The organism is Gelidimonas denitrificans (assembly GCF_055694065.1).
Genome location: NZ_CM146350.1, coordinates 678310 through 704608 on the forward strand (window position 1 = coordinate 678310; position 26299 = coordinate 704608).

Genomic DNA, 26299 nt, shown 5'->3' on the forward strand with positions numbered 1-26299 from the left:
GCCTTTTTTCTTTGGGAGCCCGTCATGACCGTAATCAGAACCTCTGTTATCGCCTGTGTCGCTGCCGTTTTGCTGGGTGCTTGTGCCAGCAGCCCGAGTTTCCATTACGAAGTGCCGATCGCCGGCATGCATGCGCCGGAAGCCGCCAGCGGCTACACCGAAAAATCCGGCACAACCTCTAAAAAATTCATGGTGGCCGCGGCCAATCCGCTAGCGACCGATGCCGGCTACCAAGTGCTCAAGGCTGGCGGATCGGCGGTCGATGCGGCGATTGCGACCCAGATGGTGCTTAATCTGGTCGAGCCGCAGTCTTCCGGTATCGGCGGCGGCGCGTTCCTGATGCATTTTGACGGCAGCATCGTGAAGGCTTTCGACGGGCGCGAAACCGCTCCGGCCAGGGCCACCGAAAAGTTGTTTCAGGATGCGAATGGAAAAGCGCTGCCGTTTTATGAGGGCGTGGTCGGCGGCCGTTCGGTCGGCGCACCCGGCGTGCTGCGCATGTTGGAATTAGCGCACCGGCAATACGGCAAGCTGCGCTGGGCCGATCTGTTTTCGCCGGCAATCCGATTGGCCGAGCAAGGTTTCGCGGTCAGCCCACGCTTGCATATTCTGTTGGGCACAGAACCGCATCTGAAGAAAGATGCAGCCGCCGCCGCGTATTTTTATGATCCGCAAGGCGCGCCGTGGCCGGTCGGCCATCTACTGAAAAATCCGCTGTTGGCCCAAGTCTTCAAGGAGATTGCAGCAGGCGGCGCGGATAGTTTTTACAAGGGGCGCATCGCACAGGATATCGCCGCCAAAGTCGGCAGCCATCCGGTCAATCCCGGCCTGTTGAGCGCGGCTGATATTGCCGGCTACCAGGCCAAGGTGCGCGAGCCGGTATGCAGCGACTACAAGGCCTGGACCGTATGCGGGATGCCGCCGCCATCCTCCGGCGGCATCGCCATCGCGCAAATGCTCGGCATGCTGGAAGCGCGGGATATTCGCCCGTTTGCACCGAAAGACGGCGTCCTGAATGCCGATGCGGTTCATCTGTTTTCGGAAGCGGGACGGCTGGCCTATGCAGACCGTGGCCTGTATGTAGCCGATACCGATTTCGTGCAGTTGCCGGGAAACAGCTTCAAGCCTTTGCTGGATAAGCAGTATCTGGCGCAACGCGCAGCGCTGATTGGCGACAAGTCGATGGGCCCGGCAAAACCCGGCCTGCCGCTTGCGATGACTCTGGCCTGGGGCCAGGATACGTCGCCGGAGCTGCCCAGCACTTCGCATATTTCGATTGTGGATGGTTACGGCAGCGCGGTTTCGATGACGACCACGATTGAAGATGCGTTCGGCTCGCGTCAGATGGTGGACGGCTTTTTGCTGAATAATCAGCTGACCGATTTCTCCTTCGATTCCGCAGACGCCAACGGCCCGATCGCCAATCGGGTGCAGGGCGGCAAGCGTCCGCGCAGTTCGATGGCGCCGACTCTGGTATTTGAAAAAGACAGTAAAAAACTGGTGCTCACCACCGGTTCGCCGGGCGGTTCCGCCATCATCAACTACGTCGGCAAAGTGCTGGTCGGCACCATGGACTGGGGTTTGAACGTGCAGCAGGCGATCAGCCTGCCGAACTTCGGCAGCCGCAACGGCCCGACCGAACTGGAGCAGGGCAGGGTATCGGACGCGTTGGTGGATGCGTTGAAAGCGAAGGGTCATAACGTGCGCGTAATGGAACAGACGTCCGGCCTGCAAGGCATCATGCGCATCAACATCCACGGCGAAGAGATATGGTTCGGTGGCGCCGATCCGCGCCGGGAGGGTATTGTCAAAGGCGATTAACGTTGGCGGACGCGCCCGATGCCGCACGCTCTTGGGCGGCATCGGCGCGAACCAGATCCGAGGGCTGCGTTCCCATCTATTATTTAAGTCCAGCTATAGCCGTGAACTGATTGATCTGGGAACACGAGATATTTTTTCGCAGTGTGAACGTGCTGGATTTTTTTCGCGCCTGCATTGCCGGTTGCAAATCAGGTTCGCCAAGACCATCATGAATTATTAAAATATGCTGGGTATATGCATATAATGCCAATTTACCGCATATATTTATTGCAGTATTAAAATATACGTATTGCAGTATATATTTATGTCCGGGGCTTTCTGCTACGTCGAAGCTATCAAACTATCATCAGGAATACTATCGCGTTGACATGCGCTCTGGCCGCATGTTTTTTATCCGCCGGCTTGAATAATTGCTGCTTTGCCGCATATTCAGGCTACTGCCTTGTGATTCGGGTTGATTCGTTTTCTACAACACGTTACCCTATGAGGATTCGGGTTTGTGGCGCTCGCCAATGGACGCATTAAATCGACGGAAAATGATTTTGAACTTCAAATCACTGCGCAATACCCTTTTTTTCCTTGCCGCGATCCTGTTTTCCGCGGGCGTGTCGGCAACGGATACCGCGGCGCTGGCCGCGGTGCATGTATCCGCTTTGCCCGTACAGGCGCAACAAGTGCTGGTGCAAATCAGGCAGGGCGGCCCTTTTGCTTACGCCAAAGACGGTGTGACTTTTGGCAATTATGAACAAATTCTGCCCAGGCAAAAGCGTGGGTATTACCATGAATACACTGTCAAAACGCCGGGTGCGCGTAATCGTGGCGCACGCCGCATTGTGGCCGGCGGCATCCCGCCGGCATCCGGCGAATACTATTACACCGAAGATCACTATGCCAGTTTCCGACGCATCACAGAATGACGGACATGAAAATCAGCACCCCATTTTTGTACCGGCCGAGGGTTCAATGAGTTTGTTAAAAACCGTGCTGCCAAATGCGGTGCAATCCATCCGCGCCTTTCGGGTCGCCGATCTGCAACTGGAGGCCGCCAATCTTGGGCAACATTTTCTGTACGCCTATTGCGGCGACGCTACCACCAAGCAGCAGGTGCTTACCACCATTGCGGAGGCATTTTATTTTCCGAAGCACTTTGGCAAGAATTTTGATGCGCTGTCGGATTGCCTGACCGACCTGGTGCACAAGGCGGGGCGTCAGCCAGGCTTTGTAGTAGTGCTGGAACAGATTCCGAATACGCCGAAATTCGACAAGGAAGCACGCGAAAACTTGCTCGATGTATTTCGCGACGCGGCCGATTTCTGGGCTGAAAAAAAAGTCGCATTCAGGGTGTTTTACTCCTTCGAATAAGGCAGAAAAAAGCTAATCTGGAGCATGCCGACCGCGTTGTCGGCTTTTTTGTTCGGCTTTTTGTTTTTCTATCTGAATCCAACAAAAGGTACAATGCGCGCCATGAAAAACATCGTTATCCTGATTTCCGGGCGCGGCAGCAATATGGAAGCCATCGTTCGCGCGGTAGAGTCCGAGCGCTGGCCGGCCAGAATCGCCGCCATCATCAGCAACCGCATTGACGCCCCCGGCCTGCAATTCGCCGCCGCGCGCGCGATCCCGACGGCGGTAGTAGCCAACCAGGATTACCCGTCCCGCGCAGAGTTCGATGCAGCGCTGCAATCGACGATAGACGGTTTCGCGCCTGACCTGGTGGTGCTGGCCGGATTCATGCGGATCCTGACGGCGCCGTTTGTCGCGCATTATGCCGGCCGGATTTTGAATATCCATCCTTCCCTGCTGCCGGATTTCCCCGGTCTTGCCACCCACCGGCAGGCGCTTGCAGCCGGCGTCACCGAGCATGGCGCGACGGTACATTTCGTCACCGCCGAACTCGATCACGGCCCGGTCGTGCTGCAGGCAAAAATTCCTGTTTTGCCAGACGACACCGAACAGTCGCTGGCAGCGCGCGTGCTGGTGCAGGAGCACATCATTTATCCGCGTGCGGTAGGCATGTTTATCGAGGGCAGCCTGACGTTACAGCAAGAACAGTTACGCACCAATGCCGGCGAAAGCCGGTCAGATCATATAAAGAAGGATTTCGCATGAGATTGCCACCAGCGGTCATACACCAAACTGAAGAAGTATTACGCGAAATATTGCGTTTTACCGGCCCCGCCGACGGCACGCTGTCACGCTATTTTCGCGACCATCCGCGTTTGGGTTCGCGCGAGCGCGGCGTCATCGCCGAAGGCATTTACGGCCTGTTGCGCAACAAATCGGTATATTCCAGTTTTGCCGAATCAGGTGGCGGGAGTGGCGGTGCAACCATGCGCAAGTTGACCCTGCTCGGCTTGGCCGATGCCGCCGGCGTGGATGCGCTCGGCGGTCTGACCGAGGAAGAGAGCGAATGGCTGACGCGTGTGATGCAAATCGACCGCACCCTGCTGCAGCCTTCATTGCGTTCGAATCTGCCGCAATGGCTGTTTGAGAAGCTGGTTGCGCGCGATGGCGAAGAGCAAACATTGAAGCTGGCTGACGCCTTGAACCAGCCGGCACCGCTGGATTTGCGCGTCAACTCGATCAAGGCGGTACGCGCCGACGTCATGGACAAACTGGCCGAAGCACCGATTTTGTGCGAGCCGACACCCTATTCGCCTTTGGGCCTGCGCGTGATCAAAAAGCCGGCATTGCAAAACATGCCCTTGTTCAAGGAAGGCGCGATTGAAGTCCAGGACGAGGGCAGCCAGTTGCTGTCCCAAGTGGTGGGCGCCAAGCGCGGAGAAATGGTGGTCGATTTCTGCGCCGGCGCGGGCGGAAAAACCTTGTCGCTGGGTGCTGCGATGCGTAACACCGGACGTCTGTACGCTTTCGATGTTTCCGAAAAACGCCTGGCCAAGCTCAAGCCGCGCCTGGCCCGCAGCGGTTTGTCGAACGTGCATCCGGTACTGATCGCGCATGAACGCGATGCCAAGATCAAACGCCTGGCCGGCAAGATTGACCGCGTGCTGGTCGATGCGCCATGCAGCGGCCTGGGCACCTTGCGCCGCAATCCGGACGTCAAATGGCGTCAGACGCCGGAATCGATTGTGGAGCTGAATGCCAAGCAGAGCGCGATCCTGGATAGCGCAGCAAGACTGGTCAAGGCGGGCGGGCGGCTGGTGTATGCAACCTGCAGCTTGTTGAATGAAGAAAACGAAGATATCGTCAGCCAGTTCTTATCCAACCACCCTGATTTCACGCTGCTGCCGATGAGAGAAGTATTGGCAGAGCAGAAAATTGCACTCGACATGCAGGATTATCTGAAACTGGTGCCGCATCTGCATCACACCGACGGCTTTTTTGCCGCTGCCATGGTGCGCAAGGTGCCGAAAGTGGCTGAAACTGAGGATGCTGTAACTGAGCCGGCTCCGGTTGACTGAATTCTTTAATATGCGGCGGATTCTCAGGGCATGTATCGCCCTGATTGGCGCCGGCGCGCTGCTGGGCACACCGGCGGTGCGTGCATTCGATGCATCTTCATCAGACCAAATAGTTGCGCAGGGAACCTTGCAAGCGGCTTTTTCGCCCTGGGATGATATTGAGACGCTGATTGTTAGCGCGATTGACGGTGCGAAAAAACAGGTATTGGTGCAAGCCTATCTGCTGACCAGTAAAAAAATCACACAGGTATTGATTGCTTCGCAGCAGCGCGGGGTTAGCGTGATGGTGTTGGTCGATGCCGCGCAGTCCGCCAAAGTTCCATCCTCCAAAGCACAAGATTTATCGCTTGCCGGCATTCCTGTTTGGCTCGAAACCCGGTATCAGAATGCACACAACAAGGTCATCGTCATAGATGCCGGTTTGGCAAGCGCTACGGTGATTACGGGAAGCTATAACTTTACTTGGTCGGCACAGCACAAAAATGCGGAAAATATCCTGATCGCCCGCAAAAATCCGGTACTGGCGGCACGCTACGCGCTGAACTGGGAGCGGCACCGACAGGGCGCAACGCCTTATAAATAATGGCGTTTTCTGTTCGATTTCGGTTAATAGCCAAGTCTTGTCACACGGCGCAGTGAAAATTGCATTCCAGTGTGCTGCTGCTGCGCGCCCTGTGGCGGCCTCAATCGGATCTAGTCAAATGGCGTACAATGCCAAAATTTCGGAAACGCGAATTCTGTTCAATATATCGGGAATAATCGCGTAGATGCGATTAACTCTGGAGAAGTAATGATTTTAAATGGTATTTTTGAGGCGTCGCTGGATTTTCTTTCTAATGGCGTTACCAGGGCAAGCGGGTGGCAAGTGTTCATTTTTACAATGATTGCAACGCACATCACGATTGTTTGCGTTACGATTTTTCTGCACCGCTGCCAAGCGCACCGGGCTCTCGAACTGCATGCGATCCCGAGCCATTTTTTCCGTTTTTGGCTGTGGCTGACCACCGGCCAGGTGACCAAGGAATGGGCTGCGATTCATCGCAAGCATCACGCCAAATGCGAAACCGAAGAAGATCCGCATAGCCCGGTTACGCGCGGCATCAAAAAAGTGCTGTTCGAGGGTGCTGAACTGTACCGCGCCGAATCAAAAAATCGGGAAACCATCGAAAAATACGGTCACGGGACGCCCGATGACTGGCTGGAGCGCAATGTTTACACCAAATACAGCATGCAGGGCGTGGTGCTGATGTTGTTTATCGATGTGTTGTTGTTCGGGGTGATTGGCATCACCGTGTGGGCGGTACAAATGATGTGGATTCCGATTACTGCCGCTGGCATTATCAATGGGATTGGCCACTATTGGGGTTATCGAAATTACGATTGCGCCGATGCCTCCACCAACATCATGCCTTGGGGTATTCTGATCGGCGGCGAAGAGTTGCATAACAATCACCATACTTTTGGCACATCGGCCAAACTGTCGTCGAAATGGTATGAATTCGATATCGGCTGGATGTATATCCGGATGATGGAAATCGTCGGCTTGGCAAAAGTCAAGAAAATCGCGCCGGAACCAAAATTCGATCAGCGCAAGCTGATTGCCGACCTCGATACGCTGCAGTCGGTGATCGCCAACCGCTATGATGTGATGGCCAAATACGCCAAATCCCTGAAGCGCGCGTGGCATGACGAACTGGTGCAGCTGAAAGCAAAAAACCAGCTGAAGTCGGGTTTCCTTCGTTCATCAAAAAAACTCTTGCAACGTGAACCGGGCAAGCTGGAAGCTACGCATCAGCAGCAACTTTCGGAACTGTTTACGCACAGCAAGGCGCTCAAGACCATGCACGAAATGCGCGTCGAACTGGGTGCAATCTGGGAGCGCTCACACTCCAGTCGCGATCAGTTACTGCAGCAGTTGCAGGATTGGTGCGCTAGGGCCGAAGCTTCCGGCATCAAGGCCTTGCAGGATTTTTCATTGCGTTTGCGAACCTATGCTTAAAGCAGGCTGATAACTGCAGGCCTGAGTGCCAGCAAGATTATCGGCAAAAAACCAGCTTTTGATATGAAACGGCCCGGATCATCCGGGCCGTTTTTTTATATCGCTCGTAGCGAGGCAATGCAGCAGAGAATAAAAAGCCCCGCAAGACGTAATCTTGCGGGGCTTTTTATGGTCAAAAATCGATTACCTGATTTTTGTTTCCTTGTATGCAACATGCTTGCGCGCCTTGGGATCGAACTTCATGATCTCCATTTTTTCAGGCGTGGTGCGCTTGTTTTTGGTAGTGGTGTAGAAATGACCTGTACCTGCGGTCGATTCCAGCTTGATTTTGTCGCGGCCAGATTTTGCCATGATGGTTTCCTTTATCCCGTTGCGCTAATTAAACTTTTTCGCCGCGGGCACGCATGTCGACCAGTACGACATCAATGCCGAGTTTGTCGATGATACGCAGACCGGCATTCGACAAACGCAGGGAAACCCAGCGATTTTCCGATTCGACGAAAATGCGGCGATTTTGCAGATTAGGCAAAAAACGGCGCTTGGTTTTGTTGTTTGCATGGGAAACATTGTTGCCGACCATCGGCTTTTTCCCAGTAACTTGGCAGACACGTGCCATGCTTTACTCCTCAATGGTTTCCGAATCCGGAAAAAATGAGAGTATAGACAAAAAACCGTGTTTTATCAATGACTTGTGAAAATTAATTGTGTCATTGAATATTATAATATTTAACAAATTAGAGCGGCGGCGCTTGCATCCGCTTGCTTGAGAAAAATTAGTATTTTCTTAAAATTCATATACTGAAATAGGTATATTTAAAAGGCGCATGTATATATGCGTAAAATTGTTCGTTATTGCATATACTCCACTGTTTTTGAAATGAGATTGATGAAAAGGCTACAATTGGCCATGTTCTGCGAATGAATGAATTTGTCGCCCCGCGACGATGAAATGATCCAGTACCTGTACATCCACCAGTTCCAGCGTCTGCTTGAGCGTGCGCGTGAGCAAGTGATCGGCTGCGCTGGGGTCGGGCGAGCCGGACGGATGGTTGTGGGCCAGGATGATGGCAGCAGCATTGTGTGCCAGCGCAACTTTTACAACTTCGCGCGGATAGACGCTGGCATGTGTGAGTGTGCCGCGGAACAGTTCTTCTGAAGCAATCAGGCGATTTTTGACATCCAGGAAAAGTACGGCGAACGATTCGTATTGCTTGTTGCCCAACAGCAGTTGCAGATAGTGGCGTACCGCTTGCGGAGAGCTTAGTGTGACGCCGGCTTCCAGCTCTTCGGCCAGAGCACGCCTGGCCAGTTCCAGAACCGCTTGCAACTGTGCAAATTTAGCGGGGCCAAGGCCGTTGATGGCTGAGAATTCCTTGATCCGGGCAGAAAACAGGCCGTTCAAGGAGCCAAAATGGCCAATCATTTCGCGCCCCAGATCTACTGCACTTTTACCGGTGACGCCGGTGCGCAAAAAAACGGCCAGCAATTCGGCATCCGAGAGTTTTTGCGGCCCGTGTTTGATCAGCCGTTCACGCGGGCGCTGATCTTCAGGCCAATCCGTAATCGCCATGCCGAGTTTCTTTCAGTAATTGGGTTTGTCTGCGCAGCCGCTGACAGTCATAAAGCTGGCTTACAATACCAGCTTATCCTCAATCACCATGAGTTTTACATGTCCAACACACTACCTCCAGTCGTCACCGACACCGCTTATCTGACGTTAAATTATCGTTTGGCATCCATGGATGGCAAAGATATTGTCACTACTTTCCAGGACAAACCTGCGACTTTGCAACTGGGTAATGGGCAACTTGCCCCTTTCCTCGAATCCTGCCTGATCGGTTTGCAGGAGGGTGCACATCAAACCTTTGAATTGTCGCCGGAGCAAGCATTTGGCCCGCGCAACCCGGATTTGGTTCAGCGCGTGTCGAAATCGACCCTGCAGGAGAACTCTCCCGAAGATGCGCAATATGCGATTGGCGACCTGGTGGATTTTGCTGCGCCAGGCGGTGGTCGCTTTGCCGGTGTTTTGCGATCAATTGATGATGCAGGCGCGGTGTTCGATTTCAATCACCCGCTGGCGGGTCAATCACTGAAATTCGAAGTCAGAATCATTGGAATCATGTGATGGAAGAGAAAGAAATTTTACTTGCGCAGCCACGCGGTTTTTGTGCCGGCGTCGATCGCGCAATTGAAATCGTGGAACGGGCATTGCTTCAGTTTGGTGCGCCAGTTTATGTACGCCATGAAATCGTGCATAACGCTTACGTAGTGGAAGATTTGCGTGTCAAGGGGGCGATCTTCATCGAGGAACTCGATGACGTGCCGGCCGGTAATATTGTGATTTTTTCCGCGCATGGTGTTTCCAGGGCCGTGCGTGACGCAGCAACCGCACGCGGCTTGACCGTTTTCGATGCAACCTGTCCTTTGGTGACCAAGGTGCATATGGAAGTGGCGAAAATGCGGCGGGAAGGGCGTGAAATCGTCATGATCGGCCATCAGGGCCATCCTGAAGTGGAAGGCACGATGGGGCAAGCGGAACAGGGGATGTATCTGGTGGAGACCGTTGCCGATGTCGAGGCCCTGACCGTGCTGCGGCCCGACATGCTGGCCTATGTTTCGCAAACCACTCTTTCCGTTGATGATACGGCCGATATTATTGCCGCATTGCGAAGCCGCTTTCCGCTCATCGTCGAACCGAAAAAAGGTGATATTTGCTACGCCACCACGAATCGCCAGGAGGCGGTCAAATTTATGGCGCCACAGGTAGATGTGGTCATTGTTGTAGGTAGCCCAAACAGTTCCAACTCAAATCGCCTGCGTGAAGTCGCCGAGAAAAAGGGAACCATAGCGCATATGGTTGACAATGCTGCCCAAATCGATCCCAACTGGTTAGCTGACAAGAGAAGAATTGGTGTAACTGCGGGCGCATCTGCTCCTGAAGTATTGGTGCAAGCTGTAATCGACCGCCTGACAATGCTGGGAGCCAAGAACATCAGGCACCTTGAAGGGGTTAAGGAGCACGTTACCTTCCCCATGCCAAAAGGTCTGGGCCACTCGTGACAGGCGACCGCTGTTCGCGTATTTGGAAGCAGCGCGTTTGTGTAGTTTTTTGTTTAAAAAACGTGGCTTCTGATTTGATGCGGCGAACGAGATTGGCGCATGTCGATGCATAGGTGCGCGCCACATATTGGGCAAATACGCGCAAAGAAAGCGTAATCATAGTGTTTGTCCACATTGAAATAGTGGATAAATGCAGTTCCCATGCAGTAACTTTTCCTGTAAATACAAAAAATACAGGTGCATTTTTTGTATGCAAGTTATTACCATGGCGAAAATTGTTATCTGTGTCCCAATACGCATTGATTACGTGGTGCTGAACTATGTTCAGGATAAACTGAAATTTTCCATATATTGTTTATCGAATTCCTCATTATCATATCTACCGTGCGAAAGCTGCGGTTTTTAGCCGTACGCAATAAAAATTGTTTGATATATAAGTATTGAAGTAGCATGAATCTGCGCTGAAGTGGCCAAATTGTTATTTGGATTGTGTACAATCCCGGCCTAATTTGGATGTGCCCCAATAGAGGGCGCACACACATTAAAAAATCGTTTAAATAAAACGCAAGATAAGGAGACAATATGTATATTGAACACTTCCTCAATGCTCCCCTGGTAGTGAAAAGTTTGATCGCGTAAGCGGTAAAAAAGCCTCACGGCACCCAAGAGTTTTACGACGGGTGCCGTTTTCATTACTAGGAACGGTTTTTGCTGCAGTCGCACATGATGCGATCGTAGGTGAGCCGCAGAATAACTAAATTACGGTCCTCTAAGGGAGCTTGAACTTATGGATATTTTTATCCAACAAATCATTAACGGCCTGGTCCTTGGCAGTATGTATGCGTTGATTGCTCTTGGTTACACAATGGTATACGGCGTTCTTAGTCTTATTAATTTCGCCCACGGTGAGGTATTAATGATCGGTGCAATGGTCGGACTGACCGTTCTCAAGATTATCCAAACCTCGGCACCCGACATGCCGGGTATCTTCAAGCTGGCAATCGCAATTGCGGCTGCAATACCGGTATGTGTGATCGTCAATGTATTTATTGAACGTGTGGCCTACCGACGGCTGCGCAATGCGCCACGTTTGGCCCCTTTGATTACGGCTATCGGTATCGGTATTTTGCTGCAAACTTTTGCCATGATGATTTGGGGGCGCAGTCCATTGCCTTTCCCGCAGGTCATGTCGAGTGAACCGATTCATATCGGCGGCGCACTGATTTCCCAGACCCAGGTCATGTTGCTGGTGCTGGCAACTATTTCGATGGTGGGCTTGGTAATCCTGATTGAAAAAACCAAGATGGGTCGCGCCATGCGCGCCACCTCGGAGAATCCGCGCGTGGCTGGCTTGATGGGAGTCGATGCGAATAAAGTGATTGTGGCGACATTTGCCATCGGTGCCGCTCTGGCGGCGGTAGCCGGTGTAATGTGGGGTGCCAATTATTCTTCGGCACAGTTTGCGATGGGGTTTTTGCCAGGTTTGAAGGCATTTTCTGCTGCTGTGCTGGGTGGCATCGGTAATATATATGGTGCGATGTTGGGCGGCATTCTGTTGGGGGTAATTGAAAGCCTGGGTGCTGGTTATATTGGCGATCTGACCGGCGGCTTTCTGGGTAGTCACTATCAGGATATTTTTGCTTTTGTCGTGCTAATTATAGTATTGACACTGCGCCCGTCCGGAATCATGGGTGAGCGTGTGGCTGATCGCGCTTAAAGGAAAACTTCATGGCACTTAACTTTGACATCAAAAAGAATCCGACCACTGCTTATTCCAGCTTTGCCATTCTGGCAATCGTCGCGATTGCATTCCCTTTTTTCGCCGCCAATTTTGGTAACTCCTGGGTGCGCATTATTGATTTTGCACTGCTCTACATCATGCTCGCCCTGGGCTTGAATATTGTTGTGGGTTTTGCCGGTTTGCTCGATTTGGGCTACATCGCTTTTTATGCTGTCGGTGCTTACACTACGGCCTTACTTGCGTCGCCGCAGTTTGCGGTAGTGCTGGAGTCGTTTGTGAATCAGTACCCGCCCATCGGCAATTTTTTATTGTGGGTATTTGGCCCTGAAATTGCGCAAAATGGGATTCATCTCTCGGTCTGGTTGATTGTGCCAATTGCAGGAGGCGTGGCGGCATTGTTTGGGGCTTTGCTGGGTGCGCCGACACTGAAACTGCGTGGCGATTATCTGGCGATTGTGACGCTCGGGTTCGGCGAAATCATACGGATTTTCCTGAATAACCTGAATGGGCCGGTGAACATCACCAACGGGCCGCAGGGCATCAATATGGTCGAGCCGATTCGGATCTTCGGCGTTTCTTTGGCAGGTGAATCAGGCTCGATGGCGACGGTTGAATTTGGCAGTTTTTCTATGCCATCGGTAAATGCATACTATTTTCTGTTTCTGGCCTTGTGCATTGTCATCGTTCTGATTACTTCCCGCCTGCAGCATTCGCGTCTTGGCCGGGCCTGGGTTGCCATTCGTGAAGATGAGATTGCTGCGAAAGCAATGGGCATCAATACCCGGAACATCAAGTTGCTAGCGTTCTCGATGGGAGCCTCTTTTGGTGGCATCTCCGGAGCGATGTTTGCGTCTTTCCAGGGCTTTGTTTCCCCGGAATCCTTCACCTTAATGGAATCCATCATCATTCTGTCAATGGTGGTGTTGGGCGGGATGGGGCACATTCCCGGTGTGATACTGGGCAGTATTATTCTTGCCGCCTTGCCTGAGGTACTACGTCATGTAGTTGAACCGGTTCAGAAGTTACTGTTTGGACATGTGATCATAGATGCAGAGATTCTGCGCCAATTGCTGTACGGCTTGGCCATGGTTCTGATCATGCTCAACCGCCCCGCAGGATTGTGGCCAGCCCCCAAGCACGAGGATAGACCTGATGCAGATATCGATAAGCCGGAGCGCGTAACCGGCGTAGTTGCTGCCCAAGGAGAGCATTGATGAGCGACCAAATCATTCTGAAAATTGCCGGCGTCAACAAACGTTTTGGTGGCTTGCAGGCATTATCGAATGTCAATCTCCAGATTGTCAAAGGACAGATATATGGCTTGATCGGTCCCAATGGAGCTGGCAAGACAACTTTTTTCAATGTTATAACCGGCTTATACCAACCTGATACCGGCTCGTTTGAGCTGGCTGGCAAGCCTTACTCGCCTTCAGCGCCGCATGAGGTCGCCAAGGCAGGAATTGCACGCACGTTCCAGAATATTCGTCTATTCAGCGAAATGACGGCACTCGAAAATGTCATGGTAGGGCGCCACGTGCGCACCCACCAAGGTGTGCTGGGCGCGATTCTGCGTTATAAAGCCGCGCGTAAAGAAGAGCAGGAAATTCGCGCACGTGCAATGGAGCTTTTGGATTTCGTCGGTATAGCAAAGTTTGCAAATCGGACTTCGCGCCATCTGTCATATGGCGATCAACGCCGTCTGGAAATTGCGCGCGCGCTCGCTACTGATCCGCAACTGCTGGCTCTGGACGAGCCAGCAGCCGGCATGAATGCAACCGAGAAGCTGGGCTTGCGCGAATTGCTGGTGAAAATCAAATCTGAAGGCAAGACTATTCTGCTTATCGAGCATGATGTAAAACTGGTGATGGGTCTTTGTGATCGTCTCACTGTTCTGGATTATGGCAAGCCAATCGCGGAAGGGTTACCGTCCGAAATCCAGAAGAACCCGGCTGTTATCGAGGCGTATTTGGGAGGTGCTCATTAATGGTTGCAAATGTACTCAAAATTACCGGTCTGAAAGTTTCCTACGGCGGCATTCAGGCTGTCAAAGGTATCGATCTCGAGGTAAATAAAGGCGAATTGATTACGCTTATTGGTGCTAACGGCGCTGGTAAGACAACTACTCTTAAGGCGATTACGGGCACCTTGCCGATCTGTAGGGTGGATGGCGATATGCAATATATGGGCAAATCGATTAAGGGCCAGGAGTCGTTCAAGCTAGTTAAGAATAATCTTGCCATGGTGCCGGAAGGCAGAGGCGTCTTTACCCGCATGAGCATCAAAGAAAATTTGATGATGGGAGCTTTTACGCGGGACGATAAGGCTGGTATCGAAGCAGATATCGATAAATGGTTTGGTGTATTTCCTCGTTTGAAAGAGCGCGCATCGCAGATGGCGGGAACCCTGTCTGGTGGCGAGCAACAAATGCTCGCCATGGCGCGCGCATTGATGTCGCATCCTAATTTATTGCTGCTTGATGAGCCATCCATGGGCCTGTCGCCAATCATGGTTGAAAAAATCTTTGAAGTTGTGCGCAACGTATCGGCCGAAGGCGTGACCATCTTGCTAGTCGAGCAAAATGCGAAGCTTGCCCTGCAGGCGGCCCATCGTGGTTATGTGATGGATTCTGGTTACATCACCATGAGCGGAGATGCAAAAGATATGCTGAACGATCCGAAAGTCAAAGAGGCTTATCTGGGTGAGGGCTGATTAAAGCCTGTTATCTGTGTTTGACGAATAAAAATGCCTTGCCTGAATCATTTGCAAGGCGTTTTTCATGGCCAATATCAATGCCGGTGACGTGCACTCACTCGGCTTTTCCTGAGCGGTATTTGTACCTGTTCTCTGCTGCTCGCCTGATATGCGGAGGTACTTTCTTGAGCAGAAAAGGTAAGCCCAGAGCAAGTAGTGTTGCATCATCGAGCCAGCCCAATACTGGGATCAGGTCAGGGAACACATCCCATGGGCTGATAACGTATAGCGCTAACAATATCGCCCCGATCTTGATATAGACGGGTGTTTCAGACTGGCGTAATGCGTACCACAACAGCGACGCATCGCGACCGCCTGCTTTTAGCAAAAAAAGAATACGGGTTAGCACGGGGATCTCCTGTTCCAATATTTTAAAATACATAGCCTAGATGCGATGCAAGGCTTAAGCAACGGCAGGTTGCAAGAGTCATAGCTATCAGTCTATTCCATATTCCGCGAACGAACAGGATCTGGCTGGGCGAGTACCGCCGGTGCTTCAGTATTGTTTACAAATAAAAAATGCCCCGTAATTACGGGGCATTTGGAATGTGCGACTAGCGCCAATTCAGTTGTTACTGCATCCGCAAATCCGAAGAACGGAGTGTGGTTGCTAAACGTGTGTAATTATTTCTTTACAGCGCCGCTTACTTTGCTTGTTGCATCAGTAAATTTGTTCGCAGCGGTATTCATGTTGGTTTCTAGCGTTTCAACTGCTTGCTTCGTGGTTTTTGTCAGCTGATCATAACCGGCGTTGGCGTTACCAATCGCTGTTTTAAGCATTGCGACAACATTTTCAGAACCAGCTGGCGCGTTTTTTGTGACTTCTTCAATCAGTGACAGCACTTTACGGTTGGTTTCAGCAATTTGTGTTTCAGCAATCTTGGTAAACTCTGCTTGAGCGTTTGATGCGATATTTGCCAGATGACGGCTATATGCTAGTGCTTTCTCGGCAGTTGGCTTGGCTTGAGTTGTTGTCAAGGAAAAAAATTCTTGGGAGTCTTTGGCAGAAAGTAATTGCCTAACTGCAACCGTAGATTCTTCCAGTGAGGCTTTGGCTGCATTCATGTTCAAGTCAATAACTTTTTCAACGCTTTCAAATGCTTTATTTGTCAGTAACGTGATCATGGCGATTTGTGCTTCAAAATTTGCTTTGGTAGCGCTGGAAAATTGTTCTGGGACTGAAAACATGGAAATCTCCTAGGATTATCGGGTGGTTAAGTAATATTTTGAAATTAAATTGTGCATCGCAACAATTCTTATTTTAGTGGTTAAATAATATTAGTCAAGAATTTATTTGTGCAAGGCACAAATAAATGTCAGGTTATGCGCGTGTGACTTTGATCGGCATTTTTCGCGCTTAATACATGAGTATGCGTAGTTAGTCGCGTGCAATCGCTCAGGCGCTTGCCCCCAATTACTAACTGCTGCAAACGGTAAATTTTCGCTGTGCTGCGTCGCTGTGCTACATATTTATCGGGCTGCTTGGTTGATGCTCGATTGTCAATGGCAGAAGTATTTCCGATCCTTCGCTACCCCGGAACGCAATCTTGCCAACATGCTACACTTTCAAGCCCCCCAAATATTGATTTCCTTTCCGCCTTGAACGCCTATTACAGCGACCACTTCGTTTTGCCTTTGCCTGTTGGGCATCGCTTCCCGATGGAGAAATACAAGCTTGTTCGTGAGGCTGCACTCACGGCTGTTCCAGCTCTTCAGTTACAGGAAGCGCCATATACATCAGATGGTGTCCTGGCTCTGGCGCATGATCCAGCGTATATCCGGCGTGTTGCAGCAGGAGAGTTAACCACTCAGGAGCAAAAAATCATCGGCTTCCCCTGGTCGCCTCAGATGGTCGAGCGGTCCCGCCGTTCTGTCGGGGCGACCATCGAGGCCTGCCGCGCGGCATTGCGTTCTGGAGTGGCGCTCAATCTTGCGGGCGGCACTCACCATGCTTATGCCGGCCATGGTGCAGGGTTTTGTGTCTTCAATGATGCTGCAATCGCAGCCCGCCAGATGCAGTCTGAGCAAAGGTTGCGCTCTGTCGCGATCGTTGACCTGGATGTTCATCAAGGCAATGGGACTGCATCAATTCTGGCAAAAGATGATTCGATATTCACTTTGTCGATACACGGAGCCGATAATTATCCATTCCAAAAAGAACAAAGCGATCTGGATGTCGGATTGCCCGATGGTACCGGCGACGCTGCGTATCTGAACGCTTTGCGGGATTCTCTGGGAGCATTATTTGCGCGTTTTTCGCCACAATTGATCCTGTTTCTCGCCGGAGCCGACCCGCATGAAGGTGATCGGCTAGGGCATTTGAAGCTGACTTTTTCAGGGCTTGCTGCACGTGACAGAATGGTGCTCGATGCTGCCTATAGCAGAAAAATACCGGTTGCAATAGCGATGGCAGGCGGTTATGGCAATGATATCCGCGACATAGTTACGATACACTTGCAGACGATCGCAATTGCAGCAGAATATGCGCTGCGATGGCAGGATCATTACAGCAGTGCGGTATAACGTACTGCAACATTTTTAATTCACTTATGACTCGTGCCATAAACTCCCCAGCGATCAGCAAAACAATGACCGGCGCACCGCAGAATCGGTGGCTAGTTGCCACTCCCTTTATTTTTGTTTTAATCTGGAGTACGGGTTTTATTGTGGCCAAGTTTGGCTTGCCTTACGCCCCTCCATTGACTTTTTTATTGCTCCGTTTCACTGGCGTATTGATGGTATTGGTACCGCTGGTGCTGCTGATGCAGGCCCCTTGGCCAGTGGGCCAGATACGGCATATTGCCGTGGCGGGTATTTTTGTGCAGGCAGGTTATCTGGCCGGTGTCTGGTGCGCCATCAAGCTCGGCATGCCTGCCGGTTTGTCGGCGCTGATTGTGGGCATGCAGCCGATTCTGACGGCGTTTGCGGCACCTTTGATCGGCGAATCGGTAAAAAGGCGTCAATGGTTAGGATTGTTATTAGGACTGTTCGGCGTGGGGTTGGTCGTTTCCAATAAAATTACCGTCATTGGCTTATCTTGGGAGAGCATTGCCTTGTGTCTGGGGGCGTTATTATCGATCACGATTGGCACTCTGTATCAAAAACGATATTGCGCACATTTCGATCTGCGTACTGGCACTACCATTCAGTTTGTCGCATCATTCATAGTTATATTGCCGATGGCAATAGTGTTTGAGCATGTGACGCCGGCTTTGGCCGCCGTACAATGGACGCCGCAGTTTATTGGCGCATTGCTATGGTCAGTCTTTGCCTTGTCGATTGGCGCCATTTTCCTTTTATTTTCGCTCATCCGCAAGAGCGCCGCCACCAGCGTCGCCAGCCTTTTATATTTAACGCCGCCAACCACCGCAGTAATGGCATGGATGATGTTCGGTGAAAGCTTCAGCATTGCAGGTATTGTCGGTATGCTGGTGGCAGTGATTGGTGTGGTTTTCGTTATGAGGAAATAATGCGGATAAAAGCGAACCAGCGCAGTGAATACAAGTATTTTCAAGAAATTACGACACGCTGGATGGACAACGATGCTTACGGGCATGTCAATAATGTGATTTATTACAGCTGGTTCGACACGGTTGTAAACCAATTTCTGATAGAACAGGGTGCGCTGGACGTTGATCATGGCCGGGTCATTGGACTGGTGATCGAAACCCAGTGCAACTATTTCGCATCAGTGGCTTTCCCGGATCGGGTGTATGCAGGATTACGTGTCAGCAAACTGGGAAACTCCAGCGTGCGCTATGAGGTGGGAATTTTCCGCGGCGACGCCGATGTTGCAGCTGCTCAAGGGCATTTCATCCATGTATATGTCGACAGAGCGACGCGTCGCCCGACTGCAATTGCCGACAATATGCGAGAGCTTCTCCAATCCATTCAAATCGAGTAACAGAAAGACATACATCATGATTGAGACAGCAGAACAGAAAATTGTGGATGCAGCGATCGTTTCCCGCCGCTCCATCCGCGCCTTCTTGCCCCAGGCGGTGGCGCGTGAAGACATCGAAAAAATTCTGGAGGTTGCAGCACGCGCTCCCTCCGGCACCAATACACAACCCTGGAAAGTGTATGTGCTGACCGGCGCCATCAAAGATCGGTTGTCTTCGGAAATTGCGCAAGCCTTTACCGACGTTGCTGCCGCTCAGGAGCACGTGGAAGAATATAGTTATTACCCGCGCCAATGGGTGTCGCCTTACGTTGATCGTCGTCGCAAGGTGGGCTGGGATCTGTATGCGTTGCTCGGATTGACGCGTGATAACAAGGCGGGAATGCAGGAGCAGCATGGCCGAAATTATGCATTTTTTGATGCGCCAGTCGGTTTGATGTTTACTATCGACCGAATCATGGAGCAGGGGTCATGGCTGGATTACGGCATGTTTCTACAGAACATCATGATCGCTGCACGTGGCCGTGGCCTCGATACCTGCCCGCAAGCGGCATTCACCCAGTATCATAAAATCATTCGCAATGTGCTGGAGTTGCCGGATAATGAGATGGTTGTCTGCGGCATGTCGCTGGGTTATGCGGATATGGGCAAGGTTGAGAACACCTTGCAGACCGAGCGTGATCCTGTAACAGGCTTCGTTAAGTTCCTGGAATGATCATCCTGGAACCTGTCGAGGCTCGCGTCTTAACAGTCCGTTTATATTTTAATTTGTGGCCCCTCAATAATATGAAGAATTTTGTTCAAGTCTCTGCGCTAACCCCCTAATTTACTTGCGAATTTTATCGGTTTTGCTAAACTAAAAATGTATAAAAATTTGCACCAAATAGGGAGGTTCCAGATGCCTAAGTCGGCGTTAATTTTATTTTTTTCAATACTGTGCGTTACTATTTCTGCGCCCGCAGCGCTGGCTAAAGAAGTCACCCCGCATGCAGTGCAGCGCAAGAAAAGCAGCGTGCAGCCAGCGGTCACAAAAAGCAAATCTAAAGTCATTGCCAGTCAGGGCCGAGCAAAAAGAGTCATTGTCGGCCATAAAAAAAATGCAAAGATTGTCGCATCCAGTCACAAGCGCAAAACTGCGTATAAGCGCGTATTGACAGCGCCGCCTGTAGTGGTAATACCGGCCAAGCCAACGTTTGGCGACATGGCTGGGTTGAGCCACACGCGTGACTCGCTTGCTCTTGAATCCAATGTCGCATTTGTCATGGATCAGGCGACTTCTGAAGTGTTGTTTGAAAAAAATTCAAGGGTGCCGTTGCCGATGGCGTCCATCACCAAATTGATGACAGCGCTGGTCGTGCTTGATTCCGCACAAGATATGAACGAAATACTGGAAGTGACTAGCGAGGATATCGATTATGAAAAGAATAGCCACTCCCGCCTGAGAGTGGGGTCTCAGTTGTCGCGCACCGATATGCTGCATATTGCACTGATGAGTTCGGAAAATCGTGCCGCTTCGGCGCTAGGACGTAGCTATCCAGGCGGTTTGAAGAATTTTGTCAAGCGCATGAATGAAAAGGCGCGAACGATCGGCATGACTAATTCCATGTATGTCGATTCTACCGGGCTATCGAGCCGGAATGTGGCCAGCGCGCGTGATCTGGCCAAACTGGTCAGTGCTGCCTACAATTACCCGATAGTGCGCCAATATTCGACCGACACCAGTTATATAGTGGAGCCGGGAGGGCGCGCTTTGCAATACTCAACATCCAATCGATTGGTCAAAAATCCGGAATGGGATATCGGCTTACAAAAAACAGGTTATATCTCTGAAGCCGGACGATGCTTGGTGATGCAGGCAAAGATCGACGGGCGACCGGTTGTGATGGTTTTCCTCGACTCTAAAGGCAAGTTATCACGCTTGGGGGATGCCGCAAGGATACGCAAATGGCTTCAGGCGTCGCCACCAACATTCTCCGGGACGCATGCGCTCGCCGAACAAAGTTAATTGCTCGGCGACAGGATAAAAAAAGGCGAACCTTGGTTCGTCTTTTTTTATCCTGTCGCTTTTCGAAGATTGCTGTCTCGAATGCTGTCATTCCATATATATTTCATGGGGGTATTTTTTCTACCGTGCTATATTATTGCGGAAACATAGTGAAAAATAATCATACTCGCTCATGTTTGTCGATCATGGGTTTTGCGCAACGTAACCCAATGTAGCTGAAATCTGGTTCGCGGTCTGGACCAGGTCTTCCACCCAGTCATCTTGCAGGCGATCTGCCGGAGCGGAGATCGACAAGCCGGCAATCAGTTTTCCACTGTCGTCTCGAATGCCGGCGGCCATGCAGCGTACCCCGAGTTCGAGCTCTTCGTTGTCGCGCGCATAGCCGCGTGCGCGGATCAGGCTCAATTCACGCTCCAGTTGGCCTAGATCGGTAATCGAATTCTTGTTATGACCTGTCAGGCCAGTGCGGGTGGCGTAGGCGCGCACTGTTTTCGGTTCGTCGACCGACAGGAATAGCTTGCCGGTCGATGTCAGGTGCAGCGGGCCGCGGCCGCCGATGGCTCGCACCACCTGCATGCCGGAACGTTCGGAAAATGCCCGATCGATATAGACGATTTCATCGCCCTGTCGCACCGACAGGTTGATGGTTTGCTGCGTCTTTCGATGCAGGGTGCGCATGAAATCCAGCGCTGCCTCGCGCACACTCAAGCGGCTCTTGACGATATTGCCCAGCTCCAGCAGGCGCATGCCCAGACGGTAAGTGCCGGGGTCAGCCCGGTCGACAAAGCGGGTCACTACCATATCGCCGAGGATGCGATGTGCGGTTGACGGATGCAATCCGGTCATTCTGGAAAGTTCCTTGAGACTGACCGGGTCCGGGTAGAGCGCCAGCGCATCGAGCAGCGAGACCATGCGTGCGATTACCTGAATCGAGGTTGTACTTTTAGTTGGTGTTAATTTGCTTTTCATTATTCATGGGCACATCAGAATGCTTCTTTATACCACAATGTGAAAAAATATTGCGGGAAGCGAAAATATTCCTGTGAAATAGCATAAATTATTTCATCAGCGGGAGCGGTGTTCTTTCCAATTCCACGCGTCATAATAAGGTTTGTCTAAAATTAAACGGGAGCAGTCGATGCGTATCGGATTATTTGTAACCTGTCTGGTCGATATGGTCCGTCCGGAAATTGGCTTTTCCACACTGAAGCTGCTGGAGTCCAATGGCTGCGAAGTGGTGGTGCCGGATTTGCAGACCTGTTGCGGTCAGCCTGGTTATAACTCCGGTGACCGTCAATCGGCGCGTGCGCTGGCCGAAAAATTCCTGAATGAATTCGAAGGTTTCGACTATGTGGTGATTCCATCCGGCTCCTGCGGCGGCATGGTCAAGACGCATTATTCAGACCTGTTTGCCGATGATCCAGATCTGCTCGCACGCATGCGCAAGCTGGAACCACGTGTGTTCGAGCTGACCGATTTTCTGGTCAGCGTACTGAAAATAGCAACCCTGCCTTCCAGCTTCAAGGGCCATGTTACCTATCACGATTCTTGTTGCGGCCTGCGCGAACTGGGCGTGCAGGCGCAGCCGCGCGCGCTGCTCGGCCAGTTGCCCGATGTCCACCTCACCGAGATGAAAGATAGCACCGCCTGCTGCGGTTTCGGCGGCACTTTTGCAATCAAATACGGCAACATCTCGAGCGCCATCGTGGACGAGAAGTGCGCCAACATTCATGGCTCCGGCGCTGACGCGGTGGTGCTGGGCGACTTGGGCTGCATGCTCAATATCGAAGGACGGCTGCGCCGCACCGGCGATGACAAGACCCGTGTTTTGCACGTGGCGCAAGTGCTGGCTGGCGATTGCTAACAAGAAAAGCAAAGAGACAACATCATGCAAATCCAATCGATGCATTTCAAGGCCCGTGCCGGGCAACGCCTGGCTGACGTGCGGCTGCAAAACAACCTGAAAAAACTGTCGACCAAGTTCGTAACAGGCCGCGCCTCGGCGATCATGGAGCTGGACGACTTCGAAGGTACGCGCGACACCGCAGTCGAGATGCGCATGCGCGCCATTGAAAACCTTGATGTCTGGCTGGAGACTTTCGAGAAGGAAGCGACCCGGCGCGGCGCCACCGTGCTGTATGCGGAAAGTGCCGCAGATGCGTCGCGCCTGGTGGTCGAAATCGCCCGCAAGCACGAGATAAAAAAAGCCATCAAGTCAAAATCGATGGTGTCGGAAGAAATGGCGCTGAACCAGGCGCTGGAAGCTGCCGGCGTGCAGGTGGTCGAAACGGATCTCGGTGAATACATCCTGCAGATCAACGGCAACGAAGCGCCGTCGCACATCATCGCGCCGGTGGTGCACAAGGATAAGGAAGAGATCTCCGACCTGTTCGCCCGGGTTCACAAGCGGCCGCGTCTGACCGACATTCCGGCCATGACGCGGGAGGCGCGCGAAATCCTGCGGCCGCAGTTTTTGTCCGCCGACATGGGCATTACCGGCGGCAATTTCATCATTGCCGAAACCGGATCGGTCGCGATCGTCACCAATGAGGGCAACGAAGGCATGTGCACGATCATGCCGCCCAAGGTGCATGTGGTGGTGACCGGCATCGAAAAGGTACTGCCGACGCTGGAAGACCTGGCCACCGTGATGCGCTTGCTGCCGCGTTCGGCCACCGGCCAGTCGATCTCGAATTATTTTTCCCTGCTCACCGGCCCGCGCGCGGAAGGCGAGCAGGACGGCCCGGAACACATGTATTTCGTGCTGATCGATGGCGGGCGCACCGGATTGATCGGGGGCGAATTCCAGGACATGCTGCGCTGCATTCGCTGTGGCGCCTGCATGAACCATTGCCCTGTGTACCAGAAAATCGGCGGCCACAGCTATGGTTGGGTCTATCCGGGGCCGATGGGCAGCGTACTTACGCCGGCCTATGTCGGGATCGAAAACGCACTCGACTTGCCGCAGGCGTCAACCCTGTGCGGCGAGTGCGAGGTGGTTTGCCCGGTGAAAATCCCGCTACCGGACCTGATGCGCAAACTGCGCGAGGAACAGTTTGCAAAGCAATTGCGGCCACCAATGGAGCGCCTCGGCTTGCGGGCATGGGCCTATTTCGCCAAACGGCCTGCCTTGTATCACTTGGCGACCAAGGTCGGCGTGCGGGTGATGCGCCTCATGGGCGGCAGTAAAAAATCGATTTCCAGGTTGCCGTTCGCGGGCGGCTGGACCGATTATCGCGATATACCTGCGCCCTCCGGCAAAACTTTCCGCGAGCTGTACAAAGAGCGCAAGTGATCGGCTACGGCTGCAATGCCGTAGCATTCACACATGTTCGCGATTAATATCGCAGATAAATAAATGATGGGGTATGCCAAATAATGGCACATTTACCGCATATATCAATTGCAGAAACATAAAATACCGTAGCAAGTATATTTATATGACCTGCAAAATGATTTTTCCGATATGCGTACTCGATTCCATCAGACTATGCGCCTGCGCCGCCTGAGCCAGCGGGAAAGTCTGGAAGATGACAGGTTTGATGGCTCCGGATTCAAGCAGCGGCCAGACCCGCTGCAGTAGGTTTTTCGCAATCGCTGCCTTGAATGCAACCGGACGCGGTCGCAGCGTCGAGCCGGAAATCGTCAGGCGGCGCAGCAGAATTTGCCCCAGGTTGATATTGGCTTTGGAGCCGCCGAGCAAGGCAATCAGGCCGATGCGGCCATCGTCGGCCAGACAGCTGATTTCACGCGCCACATAATCACCGCCGACCATGTCGAGGATCACATCGACGCCTTTGCCGTCGGTCAATTGCTTGACGACAGCGGTGAAATCTTCCGTTTTGTAATTGATGCCGCGCTCGGCTCCCAGCGCTTCGCAGGCGCGGCACTTGGCGTCGCTGCCGGCGGTGGCGAAGACCCGATGCCCGAGCGCGCTGGCGACTTGCAGCGCGGTCACGCCGATGCCGGAAGTGCCGCCCTGCACCAGCAGGGTTTCCCCGTCAGTCAGGCGGGCGCGGTCAAACACATTGCTCCACACGGTAAAAAAAGTTTCCGGCAGGGCGGCAGCCTGCAGCGCGCTCAAGCCCTTCGGTATCGGCAGGCATTGTTCTATCGGCGCCACGCAATACTCGGCATACCCGCCGCCTTGCACCAGCGCGCACACCATGTCGCCGATTTGAAAGGCGCAGCCGCTCAAGTCACCGCCGGCAATTTCGCCTGCTACTTCCAGGCCCGGCAGGTCGGATGCGCCGGCAGGGACCGGGTAGTTGCCGGTTCTCTGCAGGACATCCGGCCGGTTCACTCCAGCAGCATGGACTTTGATCAATAGTTCGCCGGCTTTCGGAATCGGCGTCGGGCGTTGGCAAATTTGCAGCACATCGGGCGCGCCGTATTGGGTGATTTCAATCGCATTCATGTGATTTCCTTGGTCTGAAATTCATTATCCTAGCAGCCATCGCAGCTGTAGCGCTTTCAACCAAACGGTTAACTGTTATTTTTAGGATTAGAGGGGGCGACTCGATGTTGTAGAGAATTTTACCGGCGCTGCTGCAGTGGCTAACGTGGGCTGGTTGCTGTTGCTGTATGGCATAGGCAAAAAAAAGCCCGCTGATTAAAGCGGGCTTAAGTCCATATCTGGGAAGAGATATAGAGGAGACAGACGCATTATGCTGCACTGCAAGATAGCGCGATAATTTTTTATATTCATATCAATTATTGTCATCAGTAATATCTCGTGCGAGCTTGTTGGTGCATCAGGTGCGTCGCCACACCAGCAGTTGGTTGTTGGCCGGCATCTTGTAATCTTCCTGCAGCACCAGGCCTTGCGCAGCGGCCAGCGCATTCACCGCTTCGAAATCGCGAATCCCCATGTGCGGCGCTTGTGCGCGCAGCATTGCATCGAATTCCGCATTGCTTGGACTGCTGAACCGGCCGCCATAGTTGAACGGGCCGTAAATGCAGACCAGACCGCCGGGCGGCAAAAGGCGGCCGATGCCGGCAAACATCGCTTCGACTTCTTGCCACGCCATGATGTGGCAAGTATTGGCGCTGAAGACCGCATCGAACGGCCCGCTCGGCCAGTCCGGCTGGCTGACTGACAATGTTAGCGGACCTACGACATTGGGTAAGTGCGCTTCCTGCTGCCAGGCGATGATGCTGGGATGATTGTGCGGCAAGTCGCTGCTGTGCCAGACCAGATGCGGCATGGCAGCGCCGAAATACACTGCATGTTGGCCGCTGCCGCTGCCGATTTCAAGCACATGTGTGCTGTTTTTCAGGATCTGTTGCAGAAGAGCGCAGATAGGTGCGCTGTTGCGTTCGCAGGCGGTGGAAAATTGCTTGGGCATGGCGGCTGACGGATAGAGTGTGCGGCCGATCAGTGTAACTGTGAAGTGCGCGGGTGTCGCAAGGGTGTCGGAAATGAAAAAAGAGCTGTCAAAGACAGCTCTTTTTAAACTTGGTCGGAGTACAAGGATTCGAACCTTGGACCCCCTGGTCCCAAACCAGGTGCGCTACCGGACTGCGCCACACTCCGAAGAGATCGGATCATACCTAGCTATTCGCAGCAGGTCAATCACAGAATTGCTGCATAGCGCAA

Annotated in this window: 28 protein-coding genes and 1 tRNA gene; 20 read left to right on the top strand and 9 right to left on the bottom strand. The window is 52.4% G+C overall.

The features are described 5' to 3' along the window. Nucleotides 1-24 precede the first annotated feature (24 nt). The 7 genes from ggt (at nucleotide 25) to FKCLFG_RS03185 (ending at nucleotide 7242) form a co-directional block, all read left to right on the top strand. Nucleotides 25-1821: a gamma-glutamyltransferase gene (ggt, locus tag FKCLFG_RS03155; protein ID WP_472614781.1), complete on the top strand. Its 1797-nt coding sequence runs from the start codon at nucleotides 25-27 to the stop codon at nucleotides 1819-1821. Between the two features lie 536 nt (nucleotides 1822-2357). Further along, complete coding sequence (locus FKCLFG_RS03160; protein WP_472614782.1) at nucleotides 2358-2738, top strand: guanyl-specific ribonuclease; 381 nt, start codon at nucleotides 2358-2360, stop codon at nucleotides 2736-2738. Continuing rightward, nucleotides 2710-3183 carry a barstar family protein gene (locus tag FKCLFG_RS03165; protein ID WP_472614783.1) on the top strand — a complete coding sequence of 158 codons (474 nt, stop codon included), beginning with the start codon at nucleotides 2710-2712 and terminating at the stop codon, nucleotides 3181-3183. The genes FKCLFG_RS03160 and FKCLFG_RS03165 overlap by 29 nt, the downstream gene beginning before the upstream one ends. A 102-nt stretch (nucleotides 3184-3285) precedes the next feature. Beyond that, the gene (gene purN, locus FKCLFG_RS03170) at nucleotides 3286-3930 is read left to right on the top strand and encodes a phosphoribosylglycinamide formyltransferase (RefSeq protein ID WP_472614784.1); all 645 of its coding nucleotides are present in this window, start codon (nucleotides 3286-3288) and stop codon (nucleotides 3928-3930) included. After that, nucleotides 3927-5243, top strand: a complete 1317-nt coding sequence (locus FKCLFG_RS03175) for an RsmB/NOP family class I SAM-dependent RNA methyltransferase (RefSeq protein WP_472614785.1) — start codon at nucleotides 3927-3929, stop codon at nucleotides 5241-5243. The genes purN and FKCLFG_RS03175 overlap by 4 nt, the downstream gene beginning before the upstream one ends. 10 nt (nucleotides 5244-5253) lie before the next feature. Then, entirely contained in the window at nucleotides 5254-5826 is a 573-nt protein-coding gene (locus FKCLFG_RS03180) for a phospholipase D family nuclease (protein WP_472614786.1), read from the top strand. A gap of 207 nt (nucleotides 5827-6033) precedes the next feature. Next, complete coding sequence (locus FKCLFG_RS03185) at nucleotides 6034-7242, top strand: DesA family fatty acid desaturase (protein ID WP_472614787.1); 1209 nt, start codon at nucleotides 6034-6036, stop codon at nucleotides 7240-7242. A 183-nt stretch (nucleotides 7243-7425) separates the two neighbouring features. Here the strand turns inward: FKCLFG_RS03185 and rpmG are convergent, their stop codons facing one another. The 3 genes from rpmG to radC form a co-directional block, all read right to left on the bottom strand. Then, complete coding sequence (gene rpmG / locus FKCLFG_RS03190) at nucleotides 7426-7593, bottom strand: 50S ribosomal protein L33 (RefSeq protein WP_472614788.1); 168 nt, start codon at nucleotides 7591-7593, stop codon at nucleotides 7426-7428. Nucleotides 7594-7621: 28 nt separating this feature from the next. Next, nucleotides 7622-7858: a 50S ribosomal protein L28 gene (gene rpmB, locus FKCLFG_RS03195; RefSeq protein ID WP_472614789.1), complete on the bottom strand. Its 237-nt coding sequence runs from the start codon at nucleotides 7856-7858 to the stop codon at nucleotides 7622-7624. A gap of 279 nt (nucleotides 7859-8137) precedes the next feature. Further along, on the bottom strand, nucleotides 8138-8812 hold the full coding sequence (gene radC / locus FKCLFG_RS03200; RefSeq protein WP_472614790.1) for a RadC family protein: 675 nt from the start codon (nucleotides 8810-8812) through the stop codon (nucleotides 8138-8140). Between the two features lie 99 nt (nucleotides 8813-8911). Here radC and FKCLFG_RS03205 point away from each other — a divergent pair, with 99 nt between their 5' ends. From FKCLFG_RS03205 to FKCLFG_RS03230, 6 genes are all read left to right on the top strand, one after another. Next, complete coding sequence (locus FKCLFG_RS03205) at nucleotides 8912-9367, top strand: FKBP-type peptidyl-prolyl cis-trans isomerase (RefSeq protein WP_472614791.1); 456 nt, start codon at nucleotides 8912-8914, stop codon at nucleotides 9365-9367. Continuing rightward, complete coding sequence (gene ispH / locus FKCLFG_RS03210) at nucleotides 9367-10302, top strand: 4-hydroxy-3-methylbut-2-enyl diphosphate reductase (protein WP_472614792.1); 936 nt, start codon at nucleotides 9367-9369, stop codon at nucleotides 10300-10302. Before FKCLFG_RS03205 ends, ispH begins: the two co-directional genes overlap by 1 nt. 787 nt (nucleotides 10303-11089) lie before the next feature. Continuing rightward, nucleotides 11090-12019: a branched-chain amino acid ABC transporter permease gene (locus FKCLFG_RS03215; protein WP_472614793.1), complete on the top strand. Its 930-nt coding sequence runs from the start codon at nucleotides 11090-11092 to the stop codon at nucleotides 12017-12019. Between the two features lie 11 nt (nucleotides 12020-12030). Next, a complete protein-coding gene (locus FKCLFG_RS03220; RefSeq protein ID WP_472614794.1) occupies nucleotides 12031-13257 on the top strand; it encodes an ABC transporter permease subunit in 1227 nt (408 codons plus the stop codon). Continuing rightward, a complete protein-coding gene (locus FKCLFG_RS03225; protein WP_472614795.1) occupies nucleotides 13257-14027 on the top strand; it encodes an ABC transporter ATP-binding protein in 771 nt (256 codons plus the stop codon). Before FKCLFG_RS03220 ends, FKCLFG_RS03225 begins: the two co-directional genes overlap by 1 nt. Further along, on the top strand, nucleotides 14027-14752 hold the full coding sequence (locus FKCLFG_RS03230; RefSeq protein ID WP_472614796.1) for an ABC transporter ATP-binding protein: 726 nt from the start codon (nucleotides 14027-14029) through the stop codon (nucleotides 14750-14752). Before FKCLFG_RS03225 ends, FKCLFG_RS03230 begins: the two co-directional genes overlap by 1 nt. 97 nt (nucleotides 14753-14849) lie before the next feature. Here the strand turns inward: FKCLFG_RS03230 and FKCLFG_RS03235 are convergent, their stop codons facing one another. Next, a complete protein-coding gene (locus FKCLFG_RS03235) occupies nucleotides 14850-15143 on the bottom strand; it encodes a YkvA family protein (protein ID WP_472614797.1) in 294 nt (97 codons plus the stop codon). A gap of 275 nt (nucleotides 15144-15418) precedes the next feature. Next, the gene (locus FKCLFG_RS03240) at nucleotides 15419-15982 is read right to left on the bottom strand and encodes a phasin family protein (RefSeq protein ID WP_472614798.1); all 564 of its coding nucleotides are present in this window, start codon (nucleotides 15980-15982) and stop codon (nucleotides 15419-15421) included. 411 nt (nucleotides 15983-16393) lie between these two features. Between FKCLFG_RS03240 and FKCLFG_RS03245 the strand changes: the two genes are divergently transcribed. From FKCLFG_RS03245 to pbpG, 5 genes are all read left to right on the top strand, one after another. Further along, the gene (locus FKCLFG_RS03245; RefSeq protein ID WP_472615780.1) at nucleotides 16394-17317 is read left to right on the top strand and encodes a histone deacetylase family protein; all 924 of its coding nucleotides are present in this window, start codon (nucleotides 16394-16396) and stop codon (nucleotides 17315-17317) included. A gap of 65 nt (nucleotides 17318-17382) precedes the next feature. Next, the gene (locus FKCLFG_RS03250; protein ID WP_472615781.1) at nucleotides 17383-18264 is read left to right on the top strand and encodes a DMT family transporter; all 882 of its coding nucleotides are present in this window, start codon (nucleotides 17383-17385) and stop codon (nucleotides 18262-18264) included. Continuing rightward, nucleotides 18264-18698, top strand: coding sequence for an acyl-CoA thioesterase (locus FKCLFG_RS03255; RefSeq protein ID WP_472614799.1), 435 nt, complete (start codon nucleotides 18264-18266; stop codon nucleotides 18696-18698). Before FKCLFG_RS03250 ends, FKCLFG_RS03255 begins: the two co-directional genes overlap by 1 nt. A gap of 16 nt (nucleotides 18699-18714) precedes the next feature. Beyond that, nucleotides 18715-19410 carry a nitroreductase gene (locus tag FKCLFG_RS03260; RefSeq protein WP_472614800.1) on the top strand — a complete coding sequence of 232 codons (696 nt, stop codon included), beginning with the start codon at nucleotides 18715-18717 and terminating at the stop codon, nucleotides 19408-19410. Nucleotides 19411-19593: 183 nt separating this feature from the next. Next, the gene (gene pbpG / locus FKCLFG_RS03265; protein WP_472614801.1) at nucleotides 19594-20700 is read left to right on the top strand and encodes a D-alanyl-D-alanine endopeptidase; all 1107 of its coding nucleotides are present in this window, start codon (nucleotides 19594-19596) and stop codon (nucleotides 20698-20700) included. Nucleotides 20701-20883: 183 nt separating this feature from the next. Here the strand turns inward: pbpG and FKCLFG_RS03270 are convergent, their stop codons facing one another. Continuing rightward, nucleotides 20884-21669: an IclR family transcriptional regulator gene (locus tag FKCLFG_RS03270; RefSeq protein ID WP_472614802.1), complete on the bottom strand. Its 786-nt coding sequence runs from the start codon at nucleotides 21667-21669 to the stop codon at nucleotides 20884-20886. A gap of 169 nt (nucleotides 21670-21838) precedes the next feature. Between FKCLFG_RS03270 and FKCLFG_RS03275 the strand changes: the two genes are divergently transcribed. Next, nucleotides 21839-22564, top strand: coding sequence for a (Fe-S)-binding protein (locus FKCLFG_RS03275; protein WP_472614803.1), 726 nt, complete (start codon nucleotides 21839-21841; stop codon nucleotides 22562-22564). A 24-nt stretch (nucleotides 22565-22588) separates the two neighbouring features. Then, a complete protein-coding gene (locus FKCLFG_RS03280; protein ID WP_472614804.1) occupies nucleotides 22589-23995 on the top strand; it encodes a LutB/LldF family L-lactate oxidation iron-sulfur protein in 1407 nt (468 codons plus the stop codon). A gap of 141 nt (nucleotides 23996-24136) precedes the next feature. Here the strand turns inward: FKCLFG_RS03280 and FKCLFG_RS03285 are convergent, their stop codons facing one another. From FKCLFG_RS03285 to FKCLFG_RS03295, 3 genes are all read right to left on the bottom strand, one after another. After that, entirely contained in the window at nucleotides 24137-25117 is a 981-nt protein-coding gene (locus FKCLFG_RS03285; RefSeq protein ID WP_472614805.1) for an NAD(P)H-quinone oxidoreductase, read from the bottom strand. Between the two features lie 337 nt (nucleotides 25118-25454). Continuing rightward, on the bottom strand, nucleotides 25455-26048 hold the full coding sequence (locus FKCLFG_RS03290) for a DUF938 domain-containing protein (protein ID WP_472614806.1): 594 nt from the start codon (nucleotides 26046-26048) through the stop codon (nucleotides 25455-25457). A gap of 111 nt (nucleotides 26049-26159) precedes the next feature. After that, nucleotides 26160-26236: transfer RNA gene (locus FKCLFG_RS03295), tRNA-Pro, on the bottom strand. Between the last annotated feature and the right edge of the window lie 63 nt (nucleotides 26237-26299).